At 66.8% G+C, this 20310-nt stretch carries 18 protein-coding genes and 1 pseudogene; 17 read left to right on the top strand and 2 right to left on the bottom strand.

Features of this window, described 5'->3' with window-relative positions; genetic code table 11:
* Positions 1 to 489: 489 nt before the first annotated feature.
* Positions 490 to 1251, bottom strand: a complete 762-nt coding sequence (locus WKW80_RS35750; protein WP_340368306.1) for an IclR family transcriptional regulator — start codon at positions 1249 to 1251, stop codon at positions 490 to 492.
* 131 nt (positions 1252 to 1382) lie between these two features.
* Here WKW80_RS35750 and WKW80_RS35745 point away from each other — a divergent pair, with 131 nt between their 5' ends.
* The 10 genes from WKW80_RS35745 (at position 1383) to WKW80_RS35700 (ending at position 14818) form a co-directional block, all read left to right on the top strand.
* Positions 1383 to 2360, top strand: a complete 978-nt coding sequence (locus WKW80_RS35745) for a tripartite tricarboxylate transporter substrate binding protein (RefSeq protein ID WP_340368305.1) — start codon at positions 1383 to 1385, stop codon at positions 2358 to 2360.
* An 11-nt stretch (positions 2361 to 2371) separates the two neighbouring features.
* The gene (locus tag WKW80_RS35740; protein WP_340368304.1) at positions 2372 to 3250 is read left to right on the top strand and encodes an SDR family oxidoreductase; all 879 of its coding nucleotides are present in this window, start codon (positions 2372 to 2374) and stop codon (positions 3248 to 3250) included.
* A 3-nt stretch (positions 3251 to 3253) separates the two neighbouring features.
* Positions 3254 to 4402: an acyl-CoA dehydrogenase family protein gene (locus WKW80_RS35735; protein WP_340368303.1), complete on the top strand. Its 1149-nt coding sequence runs from the start codon at positions 3254 to 3256 to the stop codon at positions 4400 to 4402.
* A 68-nt stretch (positions 4403 to 4470) separates the two neighbouring features.
* Complete coding sequence (locus WKW80_RS35730) at positions 4471 to 6090, top strand: acyl-CoA carboxylase subunit beta (protein ID WP_340368302.1); 1620 nt, start codon at positions 4471 to 4473, stop codon at positions 6088 to 6090.
* 201 nt (positions 6091 to 6291) lie between these two features.
* A complete protein-coding gene (locus tag WKW80_RS35725) occupies positions 6292 to 7464 on the top strand; it encodes an acyl-CoA dehydrogenase family protein (RefSeq protein ID WP_340368301.1) in 1173 nt (390 codons plus the stop codon).
* 390 nt (positions 7465 to 7854) lie between these two features.
* On the top strand, positions 7855 to 8727 hold the full coding sequence (locus tag WKW80_RS35720) for an enoyl-CoA hydratase/isomerase family protein (protein ID WP_340368300.1): 873 nt from the start codon (positions 7855 to 7857) through the stop codon (positions 8725 to 8727).
* Positions 8724 to 10742 (top strand): ATP-binding protein, encoded by a 2019-nt coding sequence (locus WKW80_RS35715; protein WP_340368299.1) that lies wholly within the window; start codon positions 8724 to 8726, stop codon positions 10740 to 10742. Before WKW80_RS35720 ends, WKW80_RS35715 begins: the two co-directional genes overlap by 4 nt.
* A complete protein-coding gene (locus WKW80_RS35710) occupies positions 10739 to 12559 on the top strand; it encodes an acyclic terpene utilization AtuA family protein (RefSeq protein WP_340368298.1) in 1821 nt (606 codons plus the stop codon). Before WKW80_RS35715 ends, WKW80_RS35710 begins: the two co-directional genes overlap by 4 nt.
* Before the next feature lie 37 nt (positions 12560 to 12596).
* On the top strand, positions 12597 to 13592 hold the full coding sequence (locus tag WKW80_RS35705) for a tripartite tricarboxylate transporter substrate binding protein (protein ID WP_340368297.1): 996 nt from the start codon (positions 12597 to 12599) through the stop codon (positions 13590 to 13592).
* Between the two features lie 5 nt (positions 13593 to 13597).
* Positions 13598 to 14818 carry a CaiB/BaiF CoA transferase family protein gene (locus WKW80_RS35700; protein ID WP_340368296.1) on the top strand — a complete coding sequence of 407 codons (1221 nt, stop codon included), beginning with the start codon at positions 13598 to 13600 and terminating at the stop codon, positions 14816 to 14818.
* Between the two features lie 21 nt (positions 14819 to 14839).
* Here WKW80_RS35700 and WKW80_RS35695 read toward each other — a convergent pair whose 3' ends face one another.
* Positions 14840 to 15604, bottom strand: coding sequence for an SDR family NAD(P)-dependent oxidoreductase (locus tag WKW80_RS35695; RefSeq protein ID WP_340368295.1), 765 nt, complete (start codon positions 15602 to 15604; stop codon positions 14840 to 14842).
* Between the two features lie 153 nt (positions 15605 to 15757).
* Here WKW80_RS35695 and WKW80_RS35690 point away from each other — a divergent pair, with 153 nt between their 5' ends.
* The 7 genes and pseudogenes from WKW80_RS35690 to WKW80_RS35665 all read left to right on the top strand — a co-directional run.
* Positions 15758 to 16255: a DUF3016 domain-containing protein gene (locus WKW80_RS35690; protein ID WP_340368294.1), complete on the top strand. Its 498-nt coding sequence runs from the start codon at positions 15758 to 15760 to the stop codon at positions 16253 to 16255.
* Between the two features lie 676 nt (positions 16256 to 16931).
* Positions 16932 to 17243 (top strand): annotated as a pseudogene (locus WKW80_RS37660) (DUF2514 family protein); the annotation flags it as partial.
* 113 nt (positions 17244 to 17356) lie between these two features.
* Entirely contained in the window at positions 17357 to 17584 is a 228-nt protein-coding gene (locus tag WKW80_RS35685; RefSeq protein WP_340368293.1) for a hypothetical protein, read from the top strand.
* A gap of 249 nt (positions 17585 to 17833) precedes the next feature.
* Positions 17834 to 18208 carry a response regulator gene (locus tag WKW80_RS35680; RefSeq protein ID WP_340368292.1) on the top strand — a complete coding sequence of 125 codons (375 nt, stop codon included), beginning with the start codon at positions 17834 to 17836 and terminating at the stop codon, positions 18206 to 18208.
* Between the two features lie 437 nt (positions 18209 to 18645).
* Positions 18646 to 19263, top strand: coding sequence for a LexA family protein (locus WKW80_RS35675; protein ID WP_340368291.1), 618 nt, complete (start codon positions 18646 to 18648; stop codon positions 19261 to 19263).
* Between the two features lie 366 nt (positions 19264 to 19629).
* Positions 19630 to 19944, top strand: coding sequence for a hypothetical protein (locus tag WKW80_RS35670; protein WP_340368290.1), 315 nt, complete (start codon positions 19630 to 19632; stop codon positions 19942 to 19944).
* Between the two features lie 16 nt (positions 19945 to 19960).
* The coding region (locus WKW80_RS35665) for a hypothetical protein (protein ID WP_340368289.1) at positions 19961 to 20310 on the top strand (350 nt) is incomplete at its 3' end.

Genomic DNA, 20310 nt, shown 5'->3' with positions numbered 1-20310 from the left:
CGCTGGCCTACGTCAGCCCGATGCAGTTCGAGCAGGAATGGCTTGCCAATCAGCCACGGCAAGCCAACTCATGAACTCGGCTATGGGGTACGGATTCCAGGGGCAAGGTCACTCGGGTTCGCAATCTGGGACCATTGGAAGGTCGCCCGCAAGGATTTGGCGGCTCGCTCCCTCCTACGTTCAGCGTGTATTCGTTGCCGGGGGAAGACCCGACGGCGCGCATTGCAAGAAGCGGTGAAGTGAGCGGAGGAGTTGATCCCTGCTCAGGCAATCCTTCGGTTTGAAGCCTCAAGGGTCTACGCAGCGCCTGGTCATTCGAGTCTGTTGGCTCGGAAAGCCGCTTTTGGTCGGAGCAGATGTCCGCGGCGCCTGGGCCGATGACGCCAACCAGTCTCTTTCTGCCCTTCGTCCTCTCGGCACAAAAATCGCTCCCAGCCTCAAGCGCCTCCCAACACCCTCATCCGCCGCGCCCCAACACCCCCAACCCCCCTACCCCCGCCCCACCTGCGGCACCAACCTCCCAATCTCCCCCGCCAGCGCCTGCGCCAACTCCCCCGCACGCGGCCTTGGCAGGCGCCCGCGCGGCGCGATGATGCTCATCGCCGCATCCCCACAAGACCCCATCCGGAAATGAACCCCCACACCCGCCACGCCGCCCGCGCCCGCGTTCGAATGGCTGCGCTGCCGGGTCTGCACGACCCAGCGCTGCAGCTTCGCGATGCCCACCTCGTGCGATTCGTATTCGGCCCGGTGGCGCTGGTAGTGCTGCGCAAGCTCCTCGTCCGTGAGCGTCGCCAGCAGCGCGATGCTGGCGACGCCCAGGCCCAGCAGGCGCGTGCTGCCCACATTCAGCGGAAACGACCGCACCGGATGCGCGCCTTCCTCCAGGTGCAGGCAGTGGCTGTGGTCGCCTGAGCGCACCACCAGGAAAACGCTCTCACCCGACAGGCGCGCCAGCGCCTTCATGGCGGGGCGGCAGGCCTCGGTCAGGGGAGGGCGGTCCATGCAGGCCAGGCCCAGCGCCATCGACTCGACGCCCAGGCGGTAAAGGCCGCTGCGTGCGTCCTTGGCGACCAACCCCTGCTGTTCCAGGCTCGACACGATGCGCCATGCCGTGGTGCGGTCGAGCCCGGTGCGGTCGACCAGGTCGCGCAAGGCGGTGCCGTCGCCGTGCCCGGCCGCGATCCAGCGCAGCAGCGCGGCTGCGCGGTCGATGCTCTGGGCTCCGGGGATCGTCCGTACTTTCACCATGTTGTGCATATTGTGCACAACCGCGCAGAAATTTTTTGCGACGGCAACGCGCCTGATTTGGAATCGCTCCAGCTCGCCGCACAACCCGCGCGGCCGGCAGTCCAGATCGATGAAAGACAGGAGACAAATTCATGAATTCAATGCTTCGGCGCCGGTTCCTGCAGGCACTTCCGGTGATGTCGGCTGCCCTCACGGGCTGGGGCTCTTCGCTGGCTGCGGATTTCCCGACCCGGCCGGTCACGCTGATCGTGCCCTTCGCCGCCGGCGGTGCGACCGACTCCTTCGTGCGAAGCATCGCGGTGCTCGCGGGCAACGAGCTCGGGCAGCCCGTGATCGTCGACAACAAGCCGGGCGCGGCCGGCGTGCTCGGTGCCAACCAGCTGGTGCGCGCGCTGCCCGACGGCTACACGCTGTCGATCCTGCCGGAGCCCGTGTTCCGCCTGCCGCACCTGCAGAAGACGCAGTTCGATCCGATGAGCGACTTCACCTACGTCGTCCACCTGTCGGGCTACGCGCTCGGCATCGCGACGCTGAGCACCTCGCCGTGGACCGACTGGTCGGCAGTGGTGGCCGACGCGAAGAAGCGGCCGGGCCAGATCACCTACGGCACCACCGGCGTCAATGGCACCATGCACATCACCGTCGAGGAGATGTCCCGCCGCCAGGGCATCAAGCTCAACCACGTGCCGTACAAGGGCGAGTCGGAAATCATCGCGGCGCTGATGGGCGGCCACATCGACCTGGCGGTGACCGCCGGCTCGATCGCCCCGATGGTCGACGAAGGCAAGGCGCGCGTGCTGGTGCTGTGGACGGCCAAGCGTGCGGCGCGCTGGCCCAACGTGCCGACGCTGCGCGACATCGGCATGGACATGGTGGCCAATTCGCCCTTCGGCATCGCCGGTCCCAAGGGCATGCCGCCGGCCGTGGTGAAGACCCTGCACGACGCCTTCCGCAAGGCGCTCGAGGATCCGGCCACGCAGAAGCTGCTGGAGCGGCTGAACCAGGAGAACGCCTACCTCGACAGCGCGGCCTACACGGCGTTCGCGCGCGAGCGCTACGAGGCCTCGCGCAAGCAGGTCGAGCGCATGGGCGTGACGCCCAACCAGTGAGGATCGCCGCGATGCAATACCGCTCCGTTTTCCGCCTCGACCTGTTCGAAGGCCAGGCCATCGTCGTGACCGGCGGCGGCAGCGGCATCGGCCGCTGCACCGCGCACGAGCTGGCCAGCCTGGGCGCGCGCCTGGCGCTGGTAGGCCGCACGGAGAGCAAGCTGCAGGCGGTGCGCGATGAGATCGCCGCCGCCTTGCCCGAGGCCGCCGCGCGCATCAGCACACATGCGTGCGACATCCGCGACGAGGCGCTGGTGCGCGACACCGTGGCCGCCGTGCTAGCGCACCATGGCCGCATCGACGGACTCTTCAACAACGCTGGCGGTCAGTTCCCCTCGCACCTGCGCGACATCAGCCAGAAAGGCTGGGAGACCGTGTTGCGCAACAACCTGACCGGCGGCTTCCTGATGGCGCGCGAATGCTTCACGCAATGGATGGAGCAGCACGGCGGCGCCATCGTCAACATCATTGCGGACATGTGGAATGGCATGCCCGGGCTGGGCCACTCGGGCGCGGCGCGCGCGGGCATGCTGTCCTTCACCGAGACGGCCGCCTGCGAGTGGGCCGCGGCCGGCGTGCGCGTGAACGCGGTGGCGCCGGGCTGGATCGCATCGAGCGGCCTCGAGACCTACGACGAGGCGTTCAAGGAACGCATCAAGGTGCTCAGCCGCAAGGTGCCGATGCAGCGCCTGGGCACCGAGGCCGAGGTGGCCGCGGCCGTGAGCTTCCTGCTGTCGGAGGCGGCGGGCTTCATCACCGGCTCGACCTTGCGCGTCGACGGCGGGGTGCCGAATGCACGCCACACCTGGACGCTGGCGGCGCATCGCAATTCGAAGCCCTACAACGGCTTTCCGCTCTACAAGAGCCCCGCGTTCCTGGACGAGGCCTGAGCCATGCTGCAAACGCCCAACACCCGCTACTACAGCCCTGACCACGAAGCTTTTCGCGCGACGGTCCGGCGCTTCTTCGAAACCGAGGTCGCGCCCCACGTCAACGAGTGGGACGAGGCAGGCAGCTTTCCGCGCGACCTGTACCGCAAGGCGGCCGACGTCGGCCTGCTGCAACTGGGCTTTCCCGAGGCGTATGGCGGCATTTCCTGCGATGCGTTCTTTCGCATGATCCTGTGCGAGGAACGCGCCTGGGGCGGCTCCGGCGGCGTGGCCTCGGGCTTGTTCTCGCACACCATCGGCGCACCGCCGATCGCCGTGGCCGGCAGCGACGAGCTGAAGGCGCGCGTGCTGCCCGGCATCCTGTCGGGCGAGAAGATCGCGGCACTCGCCATCACCGAGCCTTCGGGCGGCTCCGACGTGGCGCAGCTCACGACCACGGCGCGGCGCGAAGGCGACCACTACGTCGTCAATGGCGGCAAGTTGTTCATCACATCGGGCATGCGTGCGGACTACTTCACCGTGGCCGTGCGCACCGGCGGGCCCGGCGCTGGCGGTGTGTCCCTGCTGATGATCGAGGGCGACACACCCGGCCTCACGCGCCTGCCGCTCAAGAAGATGGGCTGGTGGGCATCGGACACGGCCGAGCTCTTCTTCGCCGATTGCCGCGTGCCCGCGAGCCACCTGATCGGCCAGGAAGGCCAGGGCTTCGCGGTGCTGATGCGCAACTTCAACCACGAGCGCCTCGCGCTGGCGGCGGCGGCATGTGGCTATGCGCGCGTGTGCCTGCACGACGCCCTCGAATGGGCGGCGCAGCGGCGCACCTTCGGCAAGACCTTGTCGCAGCACCAGGTGATCCGCCACAAGCTGGTCGACATGGCCACGCGCATCGAGGCCACCCGCGCGATGCTCGACGACCTTGCTGCTCGGCTCGACGACGGCGGATCGCCGGTGGCGCAGATCGCGATGGTCAAGAACTTCGCGACGCAGACCTTCCAGTTCTGTGCCGACCAGGCGGTGCAGATCCTCGGCGGCATGGGCTTCATGCGCGGCACGCGCGTGGAGCGCCTGTACCGCGAGGTCAAGGTCATGACCATCGGCGGCGGCGCCGAAGAGGTCATGAAGGACCTGATCGCCAAGCGCCTCGGCGTGTAGTCCGTGCGGCGCCGAACACCCAATCCCGGACACCGAATCACCATCTTCATCGCGAAAGCTCACCAACGATGACCCCGTTTCAATCTCGCATCCATCCCGCGTCCGAAGCCTTCCAGGCGCAGCGCGCCGGCATGCTCGCGCTCGTCGACGAACTGCGCGCCCTGGAGCAACGCGCCGCGGACGCTTCCGCGCGCGCCTCCGCGAGCTTCGCACGGCGCGGCGCGCTGCTGCCACGCGAGCGCCTGAGCCGCCTGCTCGACCCAGGCCGGCCCTTCCTTCCCATCGCCAACCTTGCCGGCTACGGCATGGACGATCCCGATCCGAGCAAAGTCGTGCCCGGCGGCTCGCAGATCGCCGGCATCGGCTTCGTGAGCGGCGTGCGCTGCATGGTCGTCGTCACCGACTCGGGCATCGACGCCGGCGCGCTCACCGAATCGGGCAACCAGAAGCTGATGCGCTGCCAGGAACTCGCGCTCGACAACAAGCTGCCCTTCGTGCACCTGGTGGAGTCGGCCGGCTCCAACCTGCGCAAGTACCGCGTCGAGAAGTTCATCCGCGGCGGCGGCATGTTCTACAACCTCGCGCGCCTGTCGGCGGCCGGCCTGCCGGTGGTGACCGTGGTGCACGGCTCGTCCACGGCGGGCGGCGCCTACATGCCGGGGCTGTCGGACTACGTGGTGATGGTGCGCGGCCAGGCCAAGGCCTTCCTGGCCGGCCCGCCGCTGCTGAAGGCGGCCACCGGCGAGATCGCCACCGACGAGGCGCTGGGCGGCACCGACATGCATGCCAGCATCAGCGGCCTGGCCGAATACGTGGCCGAAGACGACGCCCATGCCATCGCCATCGCCCGCGACATCATGGACAACCTCGGATGGCAGAACAAGGCCGACGATGCCGCCGCCAACGCACCGGCGCCGCGCCTGGACACCGAAGAACTCGCGGGCGTGATGGTGCTGGAGCACCGCAAGCCGGTGGACATGCGCGAAATCATCGCGCGCCTGGTCGACGATTCGCGCTGGATGGACTTCAAGCCCGACTACGGCATGGCCACCATCTGCGGCCAGGGCCGCATCGAAGGCCACACGGTGGGCTTCGTCACCAACAACGGGCCGATCGACCCGGCCGGCGCCACCAAGGCCGCGCAGTTCATCCAGTTGTGCAACCAGGCGGGCACGCCGATCGTGTACCTGCAGAACACCACCGGCTTCATCGTCGGCCGTGCGTCGGAAGAGGCCGGCATGATCAAGCACGGCGCCAAGCTGATCCAGGCGCTGGCGAACTCGCAGGTGCCGCAGGTCACGATTTATTGCGGCGCATCTTTCGGCGCGGGCAACTACGGCATGTGCGGACGGTCGTTCCACCCGCGCTTCTGCTTCTCGTGGCCGAACGCGCGCACCGCCGTCATGGGCGGCGAGCAGGCGGCCACCACGCTGGAGATCGTGGCGCGCCAGCAGGCCGAGCGCAAGGGCCGCCCGGTCGACGAGGCACGACTGGCCGAGCAGAAGGAAGAAATCGTCGGCACCTTCGAGCGCCAGGCCAGCGCCTTCTACACCAGCGGGCACCTGCTCGACGACGGTGTGATCGACCCGCGCGACACGCGCGCCGTGCTGGCCTTCGTGCTGGCCACGACGCGCGAAGCCACCGCGCGCACGCCCCGCGCCGTGCAATTCGGTGTCGCAAGGTTCTGATGACCACCCCCGAAGCGCTTCGCGCCTTCCTCTCGAGGGCGCAACACCAGCGGCCCGGTGAAGCCGGTTGCGCGGTGATTCCCGCATGAGAGACCCGCACAAGTAACGCCGCACAAGTAACGCCGCACAAGTAACGCCGCACAAGTAACGCCACGCAAGTACCGCCGCACAAGTCCCATCGCTTATTTCCGGAGACCCGCAATGCTCTACACGCAAGAACACCACGAACTCATGGCCAGCATCCGACGTTTCGTCGCGGCCGAGATCAACCCCTTCGTCGAGGAGTGGGAAGCCAACGAGATTTTTCCCGCGCACGAGTTGTTCAAGAAGATGGGCAACCTGGGCTTCCTGGGCATCACCAAGCCCGAGGCCCATGGCGGCATGGGCCTGGACTTTTCCTACGCCCTGGCCGCGGCCGAGGCCATCGGCTACGCGCACGCCCAGGGCGTGGGCATGGGCATCGGCGTGCAGTCCAACATGGCCACGCCCGCGCTTGCGGCCTTCGGCTCCGATGAACTCAAGCGCGAGTTCCTGGCCCCGGCCATCGCCGGCGACATGGTGGTGAGCATCGGCGTGTCCGAGCAGGGCGCGGGCTCCGACGTGTCATCGCTCAAGACTCGTGCGCGCCGCGACGGCGACGACTACGTGATCAGCGGCTCCAAGATGTGGATCACCAACGGCACCCAGGCCGATTGGATCTGCTTGCTGTGCAACACATCCGACGGCCCGGTGCACAAGAACAAGTCGCTGATCATCGTGCCGCTGAAGGACGTGGGCCCGAACGGCAAGCGCGCCAAGGGCGTGGAAGTGCAGAAGATCAAGAAGTTCGGCATGTGGTCTTCCGACACGGCGCAGATCTTCTTCGACGAAGTGCGCGTGCCCGTGCGCAACCGCATCGGCGAGGAGGGCATGGGCTTCATCTACCAGATGAAGCAGTTCCAGGAAGAGCGGCTCGACGGCGCGGCCCGCCGCCTGGCCAGCATCGAGCTGATCACCGAGACGGCCGACTACCTGCGCCAGCGCATCGCCTTCGGCAAGCCGCTGCTGGACAACCAGTTCATCCAGTTCAAGCTGGCCGAGCTCAAGACCGAACTCGAAGCCCTGCGCTCGCTGACCTACCGTGCCACGCTGGCCTACATCAATGGCGAGAACGTGATCGAACTGGCCTCGATGGCCAAGCTCAAGGCCGGCCGCCTGGGCCGCGAGATAGCCGACTGGTGCATGCAGTTCCAGGGCGGCATGGGCTACACCTGGGACAACCGCGTCTCGCGCGCCTACCGCGACTACCGGCTCGGCTCCATCGGCGGTGGTGCGGACGAAGTGATGATGATGGTCATCGCGCGGCAGATGGGCCTCATGAACATGGATGCGTGACATGAAGCACCCCCGAAGCGCCTGCGGCGCCTCCCCCTCCAGGGGGCGCACCCGGCGGCCCGGCAAAGCCGGTTCCGCGGGTGCCCACGAACAGACCAGGATGACTCCCCCCCGAAGCGCCTGCGGCGCCTCCCCCTCGAGGGGGCGCACCCGGCGGCCCGGCAAAGCCGGTTCCGCGGGTGCCCACGAACAGACCAGGATGACTCCCCCCCGATGCGCCTGCGGCGCCTCCCCCTCGAGGGGGCGCACCCAGCGGCCCGGCAAAGCCGGTTCCGCGGGTGCCCACGAACAGACTTCGCGGTGCTCGTCCTGGTTTCATGCGTCGCGGGTCGCGCGAAGTGCGATGGCGCAACTGGGATGAGCGCCGCCCGACCGCCCGAAGGCAATTCAATGAACACTTATCTGCATCTCATCGTCCGGCGCGAACACGACATGCTGTTCGCCACGCTTAACCGCCCCGAAACCCGCAACGCACTGGCGCCCGAGGTCGTGGCCGAACTGACGCAAGTCGTCGCCCTCGCAGAGTCCGACGCCGCCGTGCGCGCCCTGGTGCTGCGCGGCAGCCAGGGCTTCTTCTGCGCCGGCGGCAACGTCGGCAATTTCAGGGCGCGGCTCGACACGGATGCCGCCGCCGGCGACGACCCGGTGGCTGCGCGCAACCGCGAATTCGGGCGCTTCATGCAGCGGCTGGCCGCGTTGCCGGTGCCGGTGGTGGCCGCCGTCGAAGGGGCCGCCATGGGCGGTGGCATGGGCCTCGCGTGTGCGGCCGACATCGTGCTGGCCACGCAGGCTGCGCGCTTTGCCTTGAGCGAGACCTCGCTCGGAATCATCCCGGCGCAGATCGCACCTTTCGTCGCGGCACGCGTGGGACAGCGCGTCGCACGCCGCCTCGGACTGAGCGGCGAGCGCGTGAGCGGCGCGACTGCCGTGCAACTCGGGTTGGTCGACGACCTCGCCGTCGACGGACCCGCGCTCGACGCATTGCTGGCGCAATGGCTCACACGCATCGGCGCCTGCGGACCGCACGCCAACCGCGCACTCAAGCCCTTGCTGCAACGCTGCGGCATCGACAGCGACGACGCGCTGCTCGACGAGGCCGCGCAACTTTTTGCCGCCTGCATGCGCGACGAAGGCGCAGAAGGCATCGCGGCATTTCGCGGCAAGCGCGCCGCATCGTGGCATTGCGAATTCAGCGCCGACGACGTGCGCGCAAACACCACGCCACCCTCCACAGCCCTGCAGCGGGAACAGCTTCCATCATGACGACCACCAAGCAGATCCGTCCCTTCCATACCGTGCTCGTCGCAAATCGCGGCGAGATCGCAATCCGCATCTTCCGCACAGTGCGGCGCATGGGCTACGGCACCGTGGCCGTGTATTCGGAGGCCGACCGCGACAGCCCGCACGTGCGCTGCGCCGACCGCGCGGTGCTCATCGGCGGTGCCGCCCCGCGCGACTCCTACCTCAACATCGATGCGATCCTCGAAGCCGCCCGCCGTGCCGGCGCCGACGCGGTGCATCCGGGCTACGGCTTCCTGGCCGAGAACGAAGATTTCGCCGACGCGGTCGACGCGGCCGGGCTGGTCTTCATCGGCCCCTCGGGCGCGGCCATCCGCGCGATGGGCAACAAGGCCCAGGCCAAGCGCCTCGTGATGGCGGCCGAGATGCCGTGCATTCCCGGCTACCAGGGCGAAGACCAGGCCGACGCGGCCTTCATCGATGCGGCGGCCGGCATCGGTTTTCCGGTGATGGTGAAAGCCGCTGCCGGCGGCGGCGGGCGCGGCATGCGGCTGGTGCAGGACGCTTCGGCCCTGCCGCAAGCGCTGGCTTCCGCACGCTCGGAGGCGGCAGTGGCCTTCGGCTCGGACGAGTTGATCCTGGAACGCGCCGTGATCGCGCCGCGCCACGTCGAGATCCAGGTGCTGGCCGACAGCCACGGCCACGTGATCCACCTCGGCGAGCGCGACTGCTCGGTGCAGCGCCGCCACCAGAAAGTGATCGAGGAAGCGCCGTCGCCAGCCGTCGATGCCGACCTGCGCGCGCGCATGGGCGAGGCCGCGGTGCGCAGTGCGCAGGCCATCGGCTACATCGGCGCGGGCACGATGGAGTTCCTGCTGGACCGCGAAGGCCGCTTCTATTTCATGGAGATGAATACGCGCCTGCAGGTCGAGCACGCGGTGACCGAGGCCATCACCGGCCTGGACCTCGTCGAATGGCAACTGCGCGTGGCTTCGGGCGAACCGCTTGCGCTGCGGCAGGCCGACGTGCAACTGAAGGGCCACGCCATCGAAGTGCGGCTGACGGCCGAGGATGTGCCTGCCGGCTTCCTGCCGCAGACCGGCCCGGTGCTGCGCTGGCGTCCGCCCACGCAAGGGCACGACGTGCGCGTCGACCACGGCCTGGCCGAAGGCGGTGCGGTGTCGCCGCACTACGACTCGATGGTCGCCAAGCTCGTGGCCCACGGCACGACGCGCGAGGAAGCGCGGCGCAAGCTGCTGCGCGCCATGTCGGATTGCGTGCTGCTCGGACTGCCGAGCAACCAGGGCTTCCTGGCCGACTGCCTGGCCGATCCGGTATTCGCCGAGGGCCAGCAGGTGCACACCGGCTTCGTGCAGGAAAGATTCGGCGATCGGCTGTCCGAGCGCGCCCTGCCGGATGCCCGCGCGGTGGCACTGGCCGCTTTCGGCGCACTGGCGCTCGACATGCCGGTGGTCGGCGATTCGCATCGCATCGAAGCGCCTGCCATCGGCCAGCATGCGGCCCGTGCCGTGCTGGCACAGGGCGAAGCGCGTTGGGAGGTGCAGTTGCGTGCGCTGAAGACGCAATGGCAGATCGGCGTGCGCCGCATCGACGCGGAGGCGCAACCCGTGCAGCTCGCGGTGTCGAACGCCTGCTGGGACGGGCCGCAGCGCACGGGCTTCAGCGCGGAGTGCGACGGCATGACCGAAACCGTGGTGCTCGCTGCGCAAGCGCAGGCGCTGTATCTCTTCCACGGCGGGCGCGCCTGGAGCTTCGAGCGCGAAAGCCCGCATAAGCAGCGCACCGCCGAGGGCGCGGGCGGCGCCGTGACCGCGCCGCTGACCGGCCGCATCGTCGACGTTGCGGTTCGCCAGGGCGACGCGGTTCAGGCCGGCCAACGACTCGTGGTCCTCGAAGCCATGAAGATGGAGCACACGCTGACTGCGCCGATGAATGGCCTCGTGGCCGAGGTCTGCGTGCAATCGGGCGGACAGTCGTCCAAGGGTGCGCTGCTGCTGCGCATCGAGGCGGTGGCATGACGAACACCGTGCGCATCGGCGGCGCCAGCGGCTTCTGGGGCGACTCGGCCATCGCGACGCCGCAGCTCTTGGCCGTGCCCGGGCTGCAGTACCTGGTCTACGACTACCTGGCCGAGACGACGATGTCGATCCTGGCGCGTGCGCGCGCCAAGGACCCGGCGCTGGGCTATGCAACCGACTTCGTGCATGCCGCGATGGCGCCGAATCTCGCCGACATCTGCGCCAGGGGGGTGAAGGTGATCGCCAACGCCGGTGGCCTCAATCCGCAGGCCTGCCGCGATGCGCTCGCAGCCGCGGCGCGCGAGCGGGGCCTCTCGCCGCGCATCGCCGTGGTGACTGGCGACGACGTGATGCCGCTGTTCGAGACGCTGCGCGCACAGGGCTTGCGCGACCTGCACACCGGCGAGGCACCGCCGGCGCAGCTCTATTCAGCCAACGCCTACGTCGGCGCACGCGGCATCGCGCTGGCGCTGGCGCTCGGTGCCGACATCGTCATCACCGGGCGCTGCGTCGACAGTGCGGTCGTGGTCGGCGTCCTCGCGCACGAATTCGGCTGGCAGTGGAACGACTGGGACCGCATCGCCGCCGGCACCCTCGCGGGTCATGTGATCGAATGCGGCGCGCAGGCGACCGGCGGCCTTTTCACCGACTGGCAGCAGGTGCCGGACTGGGCCAACATCGGCTATCCGGTGATCGATTGCGAGGCGGACGGCAGCTTCCTGCTTTCCAAGCCCGAGGGCACGGGCGGGCTGATCCACCCCGGGGCCGTGGCCGAGCAGGTCCTGTACGAAGTGGGCGACCCGGCGAACTACCTGATGCCCGACGTGACCTGCGATTTCCGCGGCGTGCAGGTCAAGGCGCACGCACCGGGCAAGGTGCGCGTGAGCGGTGCGCGCGGGCGTGCGCCCACCGGCACCTACAAGGCCAACGGCACCTGGCGCGATGGCTACCAGCTGCAGGTCCTGATGGCGATCCGCGGCATCGATGCGCCGGCCAAGGCGCGCAAGACGGCCGACGCGCTGCTCGAGCGCACGCGCATGCAGCTGCAGCGGCGCGGCCTGGCCGACTACACCGAAACGACGGTCGAGCTGCTCGGCTGCGAATCGCTCTACGGCGCGAACGCGCGGCCGCTGGCCACGCGCGAAGTCGTGCTGCGCATTGCTGCGCGCCATCCCGATCCCAAGGGCCTGGCCTTCCTGCAGCGCGAATGCGCCTCGGCCGGCACCTCGATGGGGCCGGGCACGCGCTCGTCGTTCTCCGGGCGCGCCGACGTGCAGCCGGTGATCAAGGTGTTTTCGTTCCTCGTGCGCAAGGAGGATCTCGTGATGCAGGTTGCACTCGACGACGCCGTGGAAGCCGTGCCCTTGCCGGCCACCGGCCCTGCAAGCCCGCCCGCCGCGCTGGCCGTGCTGGCAGTGCCGTCGCCGACCGGTGCGCAAGCCGAATCCAGTGCCGATACCGTGCCCGTGCCGCTGATCGCGCTGGCCTGGGCGCGCAGCGGCGACAAGGGAGACGACGAGAACATCGGCGTGGTGGCCCGACGCCCCGAGTTCCTGCCCCTGCTGCGCGCGCAACTCACGGCCGAGGCGCTGCGCTCGTACTTCGCGCACCTGGTGCACGGAGAGGTCGAACGCTTCGAGGTGCCCGGGCTGAACGCCCTCAACTTCGTGCTGCATCAGGCCCTGGGCGGCGGCGGCGTGGCGAGCCTGCGCTCCGACCCGTTGGGCAAGTCCTTCGCACAGATGCTGCTGGACCACCCGCTGCGCATCCCCAGGCGCTGGATCGACGAGGGGCTGGTCCCGTCGTCCGCGCAATGAACCCCTGCGAATCCGACCGACACCTCAAGGAGACAACATGAAATCGAACTTGCGCCGCAAGGCGCTGGCCGCAGCCCTCGCCGCCCTTGCCGCCCTCGCATTTGCCGGCATCGCCGCTCCGGCGCTGGCGCAGGACGCGTATCCCTCCAAGCCGATCCGGGTGGTCGTGCCCTACACGCCCGGCGGCGTCTCGGACGCCGTTACCCGCCTCATCATGATCAAGCTCGCCGATCGCCTGAAGCAGTCGATCATCGTGGACAACCAGGCGGGCGCCAACGGCCAGATCGGCTCGTCCGTGGTTGCGCGCGCCGCGCCTGACGGCTATACGCTGCTCGTCGTGGTGGCGGCGCATGTCATCAATCCGAGCCTGTATCCGAAGATGAGCTATTCGCCGCTGAAAGACCTGAAAGGGGTGAGCGAGTTCGGAGCCATCCCGCTGCTGATGGTGTCCAGTGCCGAGCTACCGCCGAAGAACCTGAAAGACTTCGTGACCTGGGCCAAGGCCAATCCCCAGCAAGCCACCTTCGCTTCCAGCGGCGCGGGCTCCGGCGCACACCTGGTGGCTGAACTCTTCTCGCAGACCACGGGTGTGCCGATGACGCATGTGCCCTACAAGGGCGTCGCGCCCGCGCTGCCGGACCTGTTCGCGGGCCAGGTATCGACCATCTTCGACTCGGTCCAGACCATGATGCCGCACGTCAAGACCGGCAAGCTGCACGCGCTCGGCATGACCAGTTCCAAGCGCTGGCCCACCGCACCCGACGTGCCGACAATGGCCGAGGCCGGCTATCCGAACATGACCACCGGCAGCTGGATCGGCCTGCTCGCTCCCGCCAAGACGCCGAAGGACATCGTCGAGAAGGTCTCGGCCGAAGTGCAGAAGGTGTTGCAGACACCCGAGGTGCACGACAAGCTGATCGAATACGGCATCGATCCTGTGGGCGGCACGCCGCAACAGTTCGACGCCTTCATGCTGAGCGAATCGACGCGCTGGGCAGACGTGGTCAAGAAGGCCAATATCCGACTGGAGTGAACGACATGCGATCCATCTTCGAAGGGCTCAAGGTGCTGGACCTGACCCGGGTCATCGCCGGCCCCTTGTGCACGCAGATCCTGGCCGACATGGGCGCCACGGTCTACAAGATCGAGAAGCCCGGCGAAGGCGACGACACGCGCCGCATGGGCCCCTTCCTGCCCGATGCCGAGCACGGCGGCGACAGCAACGACTCGGCGCTCTACCTCGCCTACAACCGCGGCAAGCACTCCGTCACGATGGACATCTCCACGCCCGAGGGCGCGGCGCTCGCGCAGGACCTGGCCGCGCGCTGCGACGTGGTGGTGGAGAACTACAAGGTCGGCACGCTGGCGAAGTACGGCCTCGACGAAGCCAGCATCCGCAAGCGCCGGCCCGACATCATCTACTGCTCGGTCACCGGCTTCGGGCAGAGCGGGCCTTATGCCGCGCGCCCGGCCTACGACTTCATCCTGCAGGGCCTTGCCGGCGCGATGAGCACCTGCGGCCAGCCCGACGGCGCGCCCGGCGGCGAACCCATGCGCACCGCGATCCCGATCACCGACGTGGTGACCGGCCTCTATGCCGCCATCGGCGTGCTCAGCGCGATCTATCACCGCCGCGAGACCGGCGAAGGCCAGTACGTCGACGCGGCGATGCTCGACGCCTCGGTGGCACTGAACGGCCATCTGGCGCTGGGCTACCTGATGAACGGCAAGGTGCCTCCGCGCGTGGGCAACACCAACCCGATCGCGTCGCCATCGGAAGTCTTCGCCTGCGCCGATGGCCACCTGATCGTGGCTGCCGGCAACAACGGCCAGTTCCAGGCACTGTGCACCACGCTGGGCCGCCCGGACCTGGTGCAGGACGAGCGCTTTGGCTCCAACGCGCTGCGCGTGGCCAACCGTGTCGCGCTGCGGGAGTTGCTGGTGCCCTTGCTGGCCACGCGGCATCGGGCCGACCTGCTCGCGGCCTTCGAGCAGGTGGGCGTGCCGAGCGGACCGATCAACGACATGGCGGGTGTGTTCGAAGACCCCCAGACCCGCCATCGCGATCTCGCATTGCAACTGCCGCACAGCCGTGGCGTCGATGTGCCGAGCCTGCGCAGTCCGTTGCGCTTTTCGGCGACGCCAGTGGTGCACAGGGCGTCACCGATGCTGGGCGAGCACAGCGCCCAGGTGCTCGCGGCCGAACTGGGTCTGGATGAAGAACGCCTGCGCGCGCTGCGCAAGCAAGCCATCATCTGAATTCGCCAGGCCGCACTGCGGCTACCTCGCCGCCTGCACCGCCGACGGAGCGCGGCCCAGATGCGTCCCTGAATCCAGCAGGATCAGTTCGCCCGTCACCGTCCGGGCGCCCTCGACCAGCCACAGCACCGACTCGGCTACGTCTTCGGCGGTGCAGGCCCGGCCGAGCGGCGTCGACTGTTCGTATTGCGCCTTCAGCTTCTGGAAGTTCTCCTCGCCGATGCCGTCGACAAACCATCGTGTCGTGATCATTCCGGGGCACACCGCATTCACGCGAATTTCCGGCGCCAGGGCGCGCGCCAGGTGCAGGGTGAGCGAGTTGACTGCGCCCTTCGATGCAATGTAGGCCACGGACGAACCGATGCCCAGCGCCCCGGCGATCGACGAGACATTGACGATCGAGCCCTTGGCCGCCTTGAGGTGCGCAACGCAGGCGCGAACCATCTGGAACATGCCGATCACATTCACGTCCAGGATCCGCTGGAACGTCGCGGCATCGAGCGCATCCCAGTTGGCCGACCCGGCAAAGGACGTGATGCCCGCGTTGTTCACCAGCGCATCGATCCGCTTCCAGCGCCCCATCGCCGCTTCGGCCATCGCCCGGCAGGCGCCGTCATCCGCGATGTCTCCGCACACCAGCAAGGTGTCGGCCCCGGCCTCGCGGCAGGCCGCCTCCGATTCCCTGGCCTCGCGCTCGCTGCGGGAGTAGTTGATCAACACGTCGTAGCCGCGACGCGCCAATGCCAGTGCCGTTGCGGCCCCGACCCCGGTTGCGGAGCCCGTCACGATTGCTGCCTTGCGCTCGGTCATAAAGTCCTTTGAAGTTGATGGTCTGAAAATTTGGTGGGCATGGGTGTTCTCGGCAAATCTTCAACGCGGACGAGGGAACTGCCGAAAGCACCCTGGCGTCCAACCACCCTCGCATTCCGAGGGGCCGCCATGCGCAAACTGTCCAGCCTGTCGAGTATCGGCCTGCTTGCCGTCGCCGTGCCCGCCGCCGCGACGAGCGTGTCCGTCAGCTTTGTCCAGCCGGAGCGCTACACCGACGCAAGCTACTCGCACCCCTACGCCACCGAGAAGGATCGAGCCGAAGTGCAGCGCGACATCGCGCAGCACTTCCAACGGCTCGCCGAGCGCCGCCTGCCGGCGAACGAAGAACTCAGGATCGAGGTGCTGGACGTCGACCTTGCGGGTTGGTTCGAGCCGTTCCGCTTCCGCACGGCCGCCGACGTGCGCATCATCCGCGACATCGCCTGGCCGCGGATGAAGCTGCGCTACACGCTGCTTCGCGACGGCCAGCCGCTGGCCAGCGGCGAGGAGCAACTCGTCGACATGAACTACCTCATGAACAGCAACGTCTACTCGGGCAGCGACCGGTTGCGCTACGAAAAGGCAATGATGGATGACTGGTTTGAAAAGCGCTTCAGTGCGCATTGAGCGTGAGCGGTCGCCCTGTCGCCCCGGATAAGCGATGCGTTTTCTTGCTTCTCGAGGCGCAGACGGTTCCTGCGCCTTGACGCGAGCCGAACCGTCCCCTTCGAGGCAAGCCGCCGCCAGCCCCGATCCCGCCCCGCCGCAACTCGTGGCAGGGGAGTTCGATGCGCGGCCCTTGCCCTTTTCACCTTGTCGACGGCGGTCTTCATGTTGTCGTAGATGCCCGGCGTGCGAGGCCGCCCAGCGCCGCAAACGAGCGTGTGTGGGCATCGAACAGTAGATGGTCAGTGTTCGGTCGCGCCAACACCGGCCGATCGCACCTACAAAGCCATCATCGTGTGGGCCTGGGGTATCTCGCGCGCTTACAAACTTACAAATGAACTGTCGTCGCCGCAGGTAGCCGGTGTGGTTGCGTCGCCGGTGGCGCGATCGAGGAACGTCTATTTAGCCGAGCTGCACGGCTGGCTCGACGGCGGCAATCGGCTCGGCGCACGCCCAGGCTTAGGCGCCTCAGTCGTCATTCGGGTGGAATCCGGAGACGCTGCGCCAGTGGTAAGCATGTGCAATCGATACACGCCCCCGATGGGGTCGAAATCGAACGCGAGTGGCACATCGGAGCGCGCAATCAGCCTCCAGATAACCGTACGGCGCGGAATTCCGCCCAACGAAAGCACTCGAACTCGACAATGCTGCAAAAGAAAACCGCGTTGTACAGGCTCATTCCGCTGTTGCAAATAGCACTGCTGAGCGGCTGCGCGTGCAAATCGCCGAATACGCCGCCAATTCCAACGCCAGTTCCGGCGCCCGACGTGCGCGCGAGCGTGCCGCCACGCTCGAGCGAAGCGCGGCAGCCTCCGACCCCATTGGAGTGCTTGCCAGCGTGCTCGGCCGGTGTGACGCGCGAGCGGGAACTCTGGCTGAATACGCTGACCGCGCGCAAATAGCCGGCAAGGCTTGCGAGCGTAGCTACGCCGCGCTGGCGAAGCGCTGATGTGGGCGCCCTTGCCCCGCACCGAGGCCTTGACTACGATGCTCCTCGCCCCACTAGGAGTTTAAATGTCCGGACGATCAAATCACGCGGAACCACCCCCGGTAGTGGATGCCTTGGACAAGAGCAAACAAGCTACCGAGACGGTCCGGCAAGCAGCGGACGATCTCGCGATAGTGAATACCGTGCTCGACACACACGTCCCTGCGGAGGTACGGAGCGAGGAAGTGGATCAGGCGCTCGCTCATGGCGATCAAGTGCAGGCGCAACTGGACAAATCCGTCGAACTCTTGCAGGACGTTACCAAGACGCTCGAAGCGGAGGTCAAGAAGAACTCGACTTGAGGTTGGAACACCGGCTCGCGCCGGTGTTCCACGAGTGCTGTTAGGTTCCATCCTCCCTGTTCAGAACACGTCCTCCCGCCGGCTCGTCTTCTGTCACGCTCCTGTGTTGTCCCCGCGACGCAAGGGCGCGATGTCGGGCTGTCGTCTGACATCGGCGAATACTAGAAAAGGTGTAAATCGCCTCAGCCGGATCCGGGCCAGTTTTACTCATGTGAGTAGGACTAAACGGGCCCGAAAGGCGTGTGCGCGATGCCACTCACAACGATCCTCGTAGAGGACAGCGAGACAATCCGAGCCAACCTGATCCCGGCGATGGCGGAGCTCGCCGATATTGAGGTCATTACGATTGCCGAGACTGCCTCTGAGGCGCTACTCGCGTTGGAGCAACATGGCGTTGGTTGGGACTTGGCCGTCGTCGACCTCTTTCTCAGAGAAGGTTCTGGCCTGACCGTCTTGCGCGCTTGCCAGAACCGGCCCTCGCATCAGAATGTAGTTGTGCTGACCAACTATCCGACGCCGGAGATGCGTCGGCGCTGCCTTGCTTTGGGTGCCGATGCGGTCTTCGATAAATCGACCGAGCTGGAGGCGTTCTTCGCACACTGCAGGTCACCTCGATCAGGATGAACGCGCTTGGGGCTAGGTAAAGCAAGGCGTTGCGGGATGAACTTCAGGCATCCTCGAAGGCCCGCAATTGGCCGACACCCGCGCGGCAAGCAGTGCGTCAACCTGCGACCCGGAGTCGCCGACGTGCTCAGCCGCACTGACACCCGAGCGCAATCCTGGCTGGGTACGCTGACCGTGCCCTAAACTAATAACTGGCAAGGCTTGCGAGCGCAACCATGACGCGCCGGGGAAGCCTCAGGGCCTCATGGCCAAAGTCTCCGGAAATGCTTCAACTTCGCCGAGTTCTTATGTCGCTCGATCTAACGACCGAAGCCCGCGCAATACACATTGCCGACTGGCGGCCGAATCGGGAGGATGTGGCGATTGAGCTTCGCGCCGCCGACGGAAACGCTATCATTGAATCAATTTCTATCCTCAACAGCGCCTAACCTTGGGCTGTGAGCACGCACAACCTGATCCGCGAAGGACGCAAACGTCTCAACATGAGCGAGCAGCAGTTTGCTGACGCGCTGGGGGTGAGTCGTGGCGCTGTACAACAATGGGAAAAACCAGGGGGCACGGCGCCCAAGCGAACCAATCAGGCGAGAGTCGCCAAGCTGCTCGGCATCTCTGTGGCCGAACTGGTGTCAGGTGTCTCCGCTGGCAGCCGCGGGGCCGACATGCGCGGTGAGGTGCCGCTTGTCTCCGAGGTCGAGGCAGGCAACTACACCGTCATCGACAACTTCCAGCCGAAGCAACAGTTCGACATGGTCCCCGTCAGCGTGCCGATCGAGCGACACACCTACGCGCTGCGAGTCCATGGCGATAGCATGGTCAGCGAGACCGGGGATTCTTTCCCCGCCGGTTCCATCCTGGTCGTCGAGCCGGAGATGAAGGCCGAGCCGGGCGACTATGTCATCGCGCTCAACGAGGCGAACGAAACGACGTTCAAGCAACTCGTGAAGGACGGCGGCGACTTCTACCTGAAGCCCCTCAACACGCGCTATCCCATCAAGCCGCTCGACGGCGCCCGGATTATTGGTGTCGTTCGGGAATTCACTAAGCGTTTTCGATAACTTTGATATCAAAAACCTCCCACGACTGATAGATTAAGCTGGCAGTGCTAGAGTTTTAATCCCCTCGTCGCGACGCTTTGCGTCCGGACGAACGAGGCGTCAGTCGTAGAAGGAATCGAAGACGATGGGACTTGCACAGTCGCATGCAAGGCTCCGTTGGGAAATCTCATGTGAGCGCCTGCGAAACGCATTGGCGCCGCCCAATGGGGCACCGGCAGCAACAGCCGACGAGAAAGCCGTTGCCTTGCAAGCGGTGAGGGACTCGCTGAAGGTGCTTGATGAGGTGTTCGGTATCAGCGCGCTCGCCGGCGACGGGGGCACGGACCCGCATCGACCGGGTGTTGCGGAACGAACTCAAGACGACCCATGATCTGCGAAGCTGTCCATTGCTTTGATAGGGCGACGGTCCGGTTCGCCATCTATCCCGACGGCCTGGATGGAGCGCGCATCCTCGGCGAGATCACGGAGGACGCCTTGCGGGATTTGTTCGGGGCGCGTGGCGGCCCTGACAGTCTTCTGGAGGCTTGCGAGAGGCACTTCGAGTTGATCGCGGCCATTGCCCTAGAGCAACATCGCCTCAAGCCCAGGCAATCGACCAAGCTTGAAACGATGGACTTTGCAAATCCGATCTCAATCGCCGAACCGCTGAGCATCTGTGCGGCGACGCTCGCGGAGCGTTGATGCCGATGAATTGCACATGAGCCAGTTGCGCCACCTTTCCGTTTTTGTCGATGAGCCCGACCCGGGGCACTACTTCTGGGTGCTGCACGAGAGCACCGAGGACGCCAACGTGTGGGTGAACTTCGCGAGCAGCGACCTGGACTTCCCGACGTGGGTCGAAGCCTATGATTCCGGGACTGTGGAGCTGATGAGGCTGGTGATCGATGAGCGGACCGGCCCGCGAGCACCGGGCAAAGACAAGGACGCGGCGCTAGTCCCCGATGGCCACGTCAAACTGCTCCACCTGTGGCCACCCAAACTGCTCCAGGCAGGACGGGCGGATTATGCAGTGACGGGGGTTAATGCGATGCGTGCAGCGGCCTCCTT

The organism is Variovorax humicola (assembly GCF_037889915.1).
In the GTDB taxonomy this organism is placed as follows: Bacteria; Pseudomonadota; Gammaproteobacteria; order Burkholderiales; family Burkholderiaceae_C; genus Variovorax; species Variovorax humicola.
This window is presented reverse-complemented; position numbering and strand designations above follow the sequence as displayed.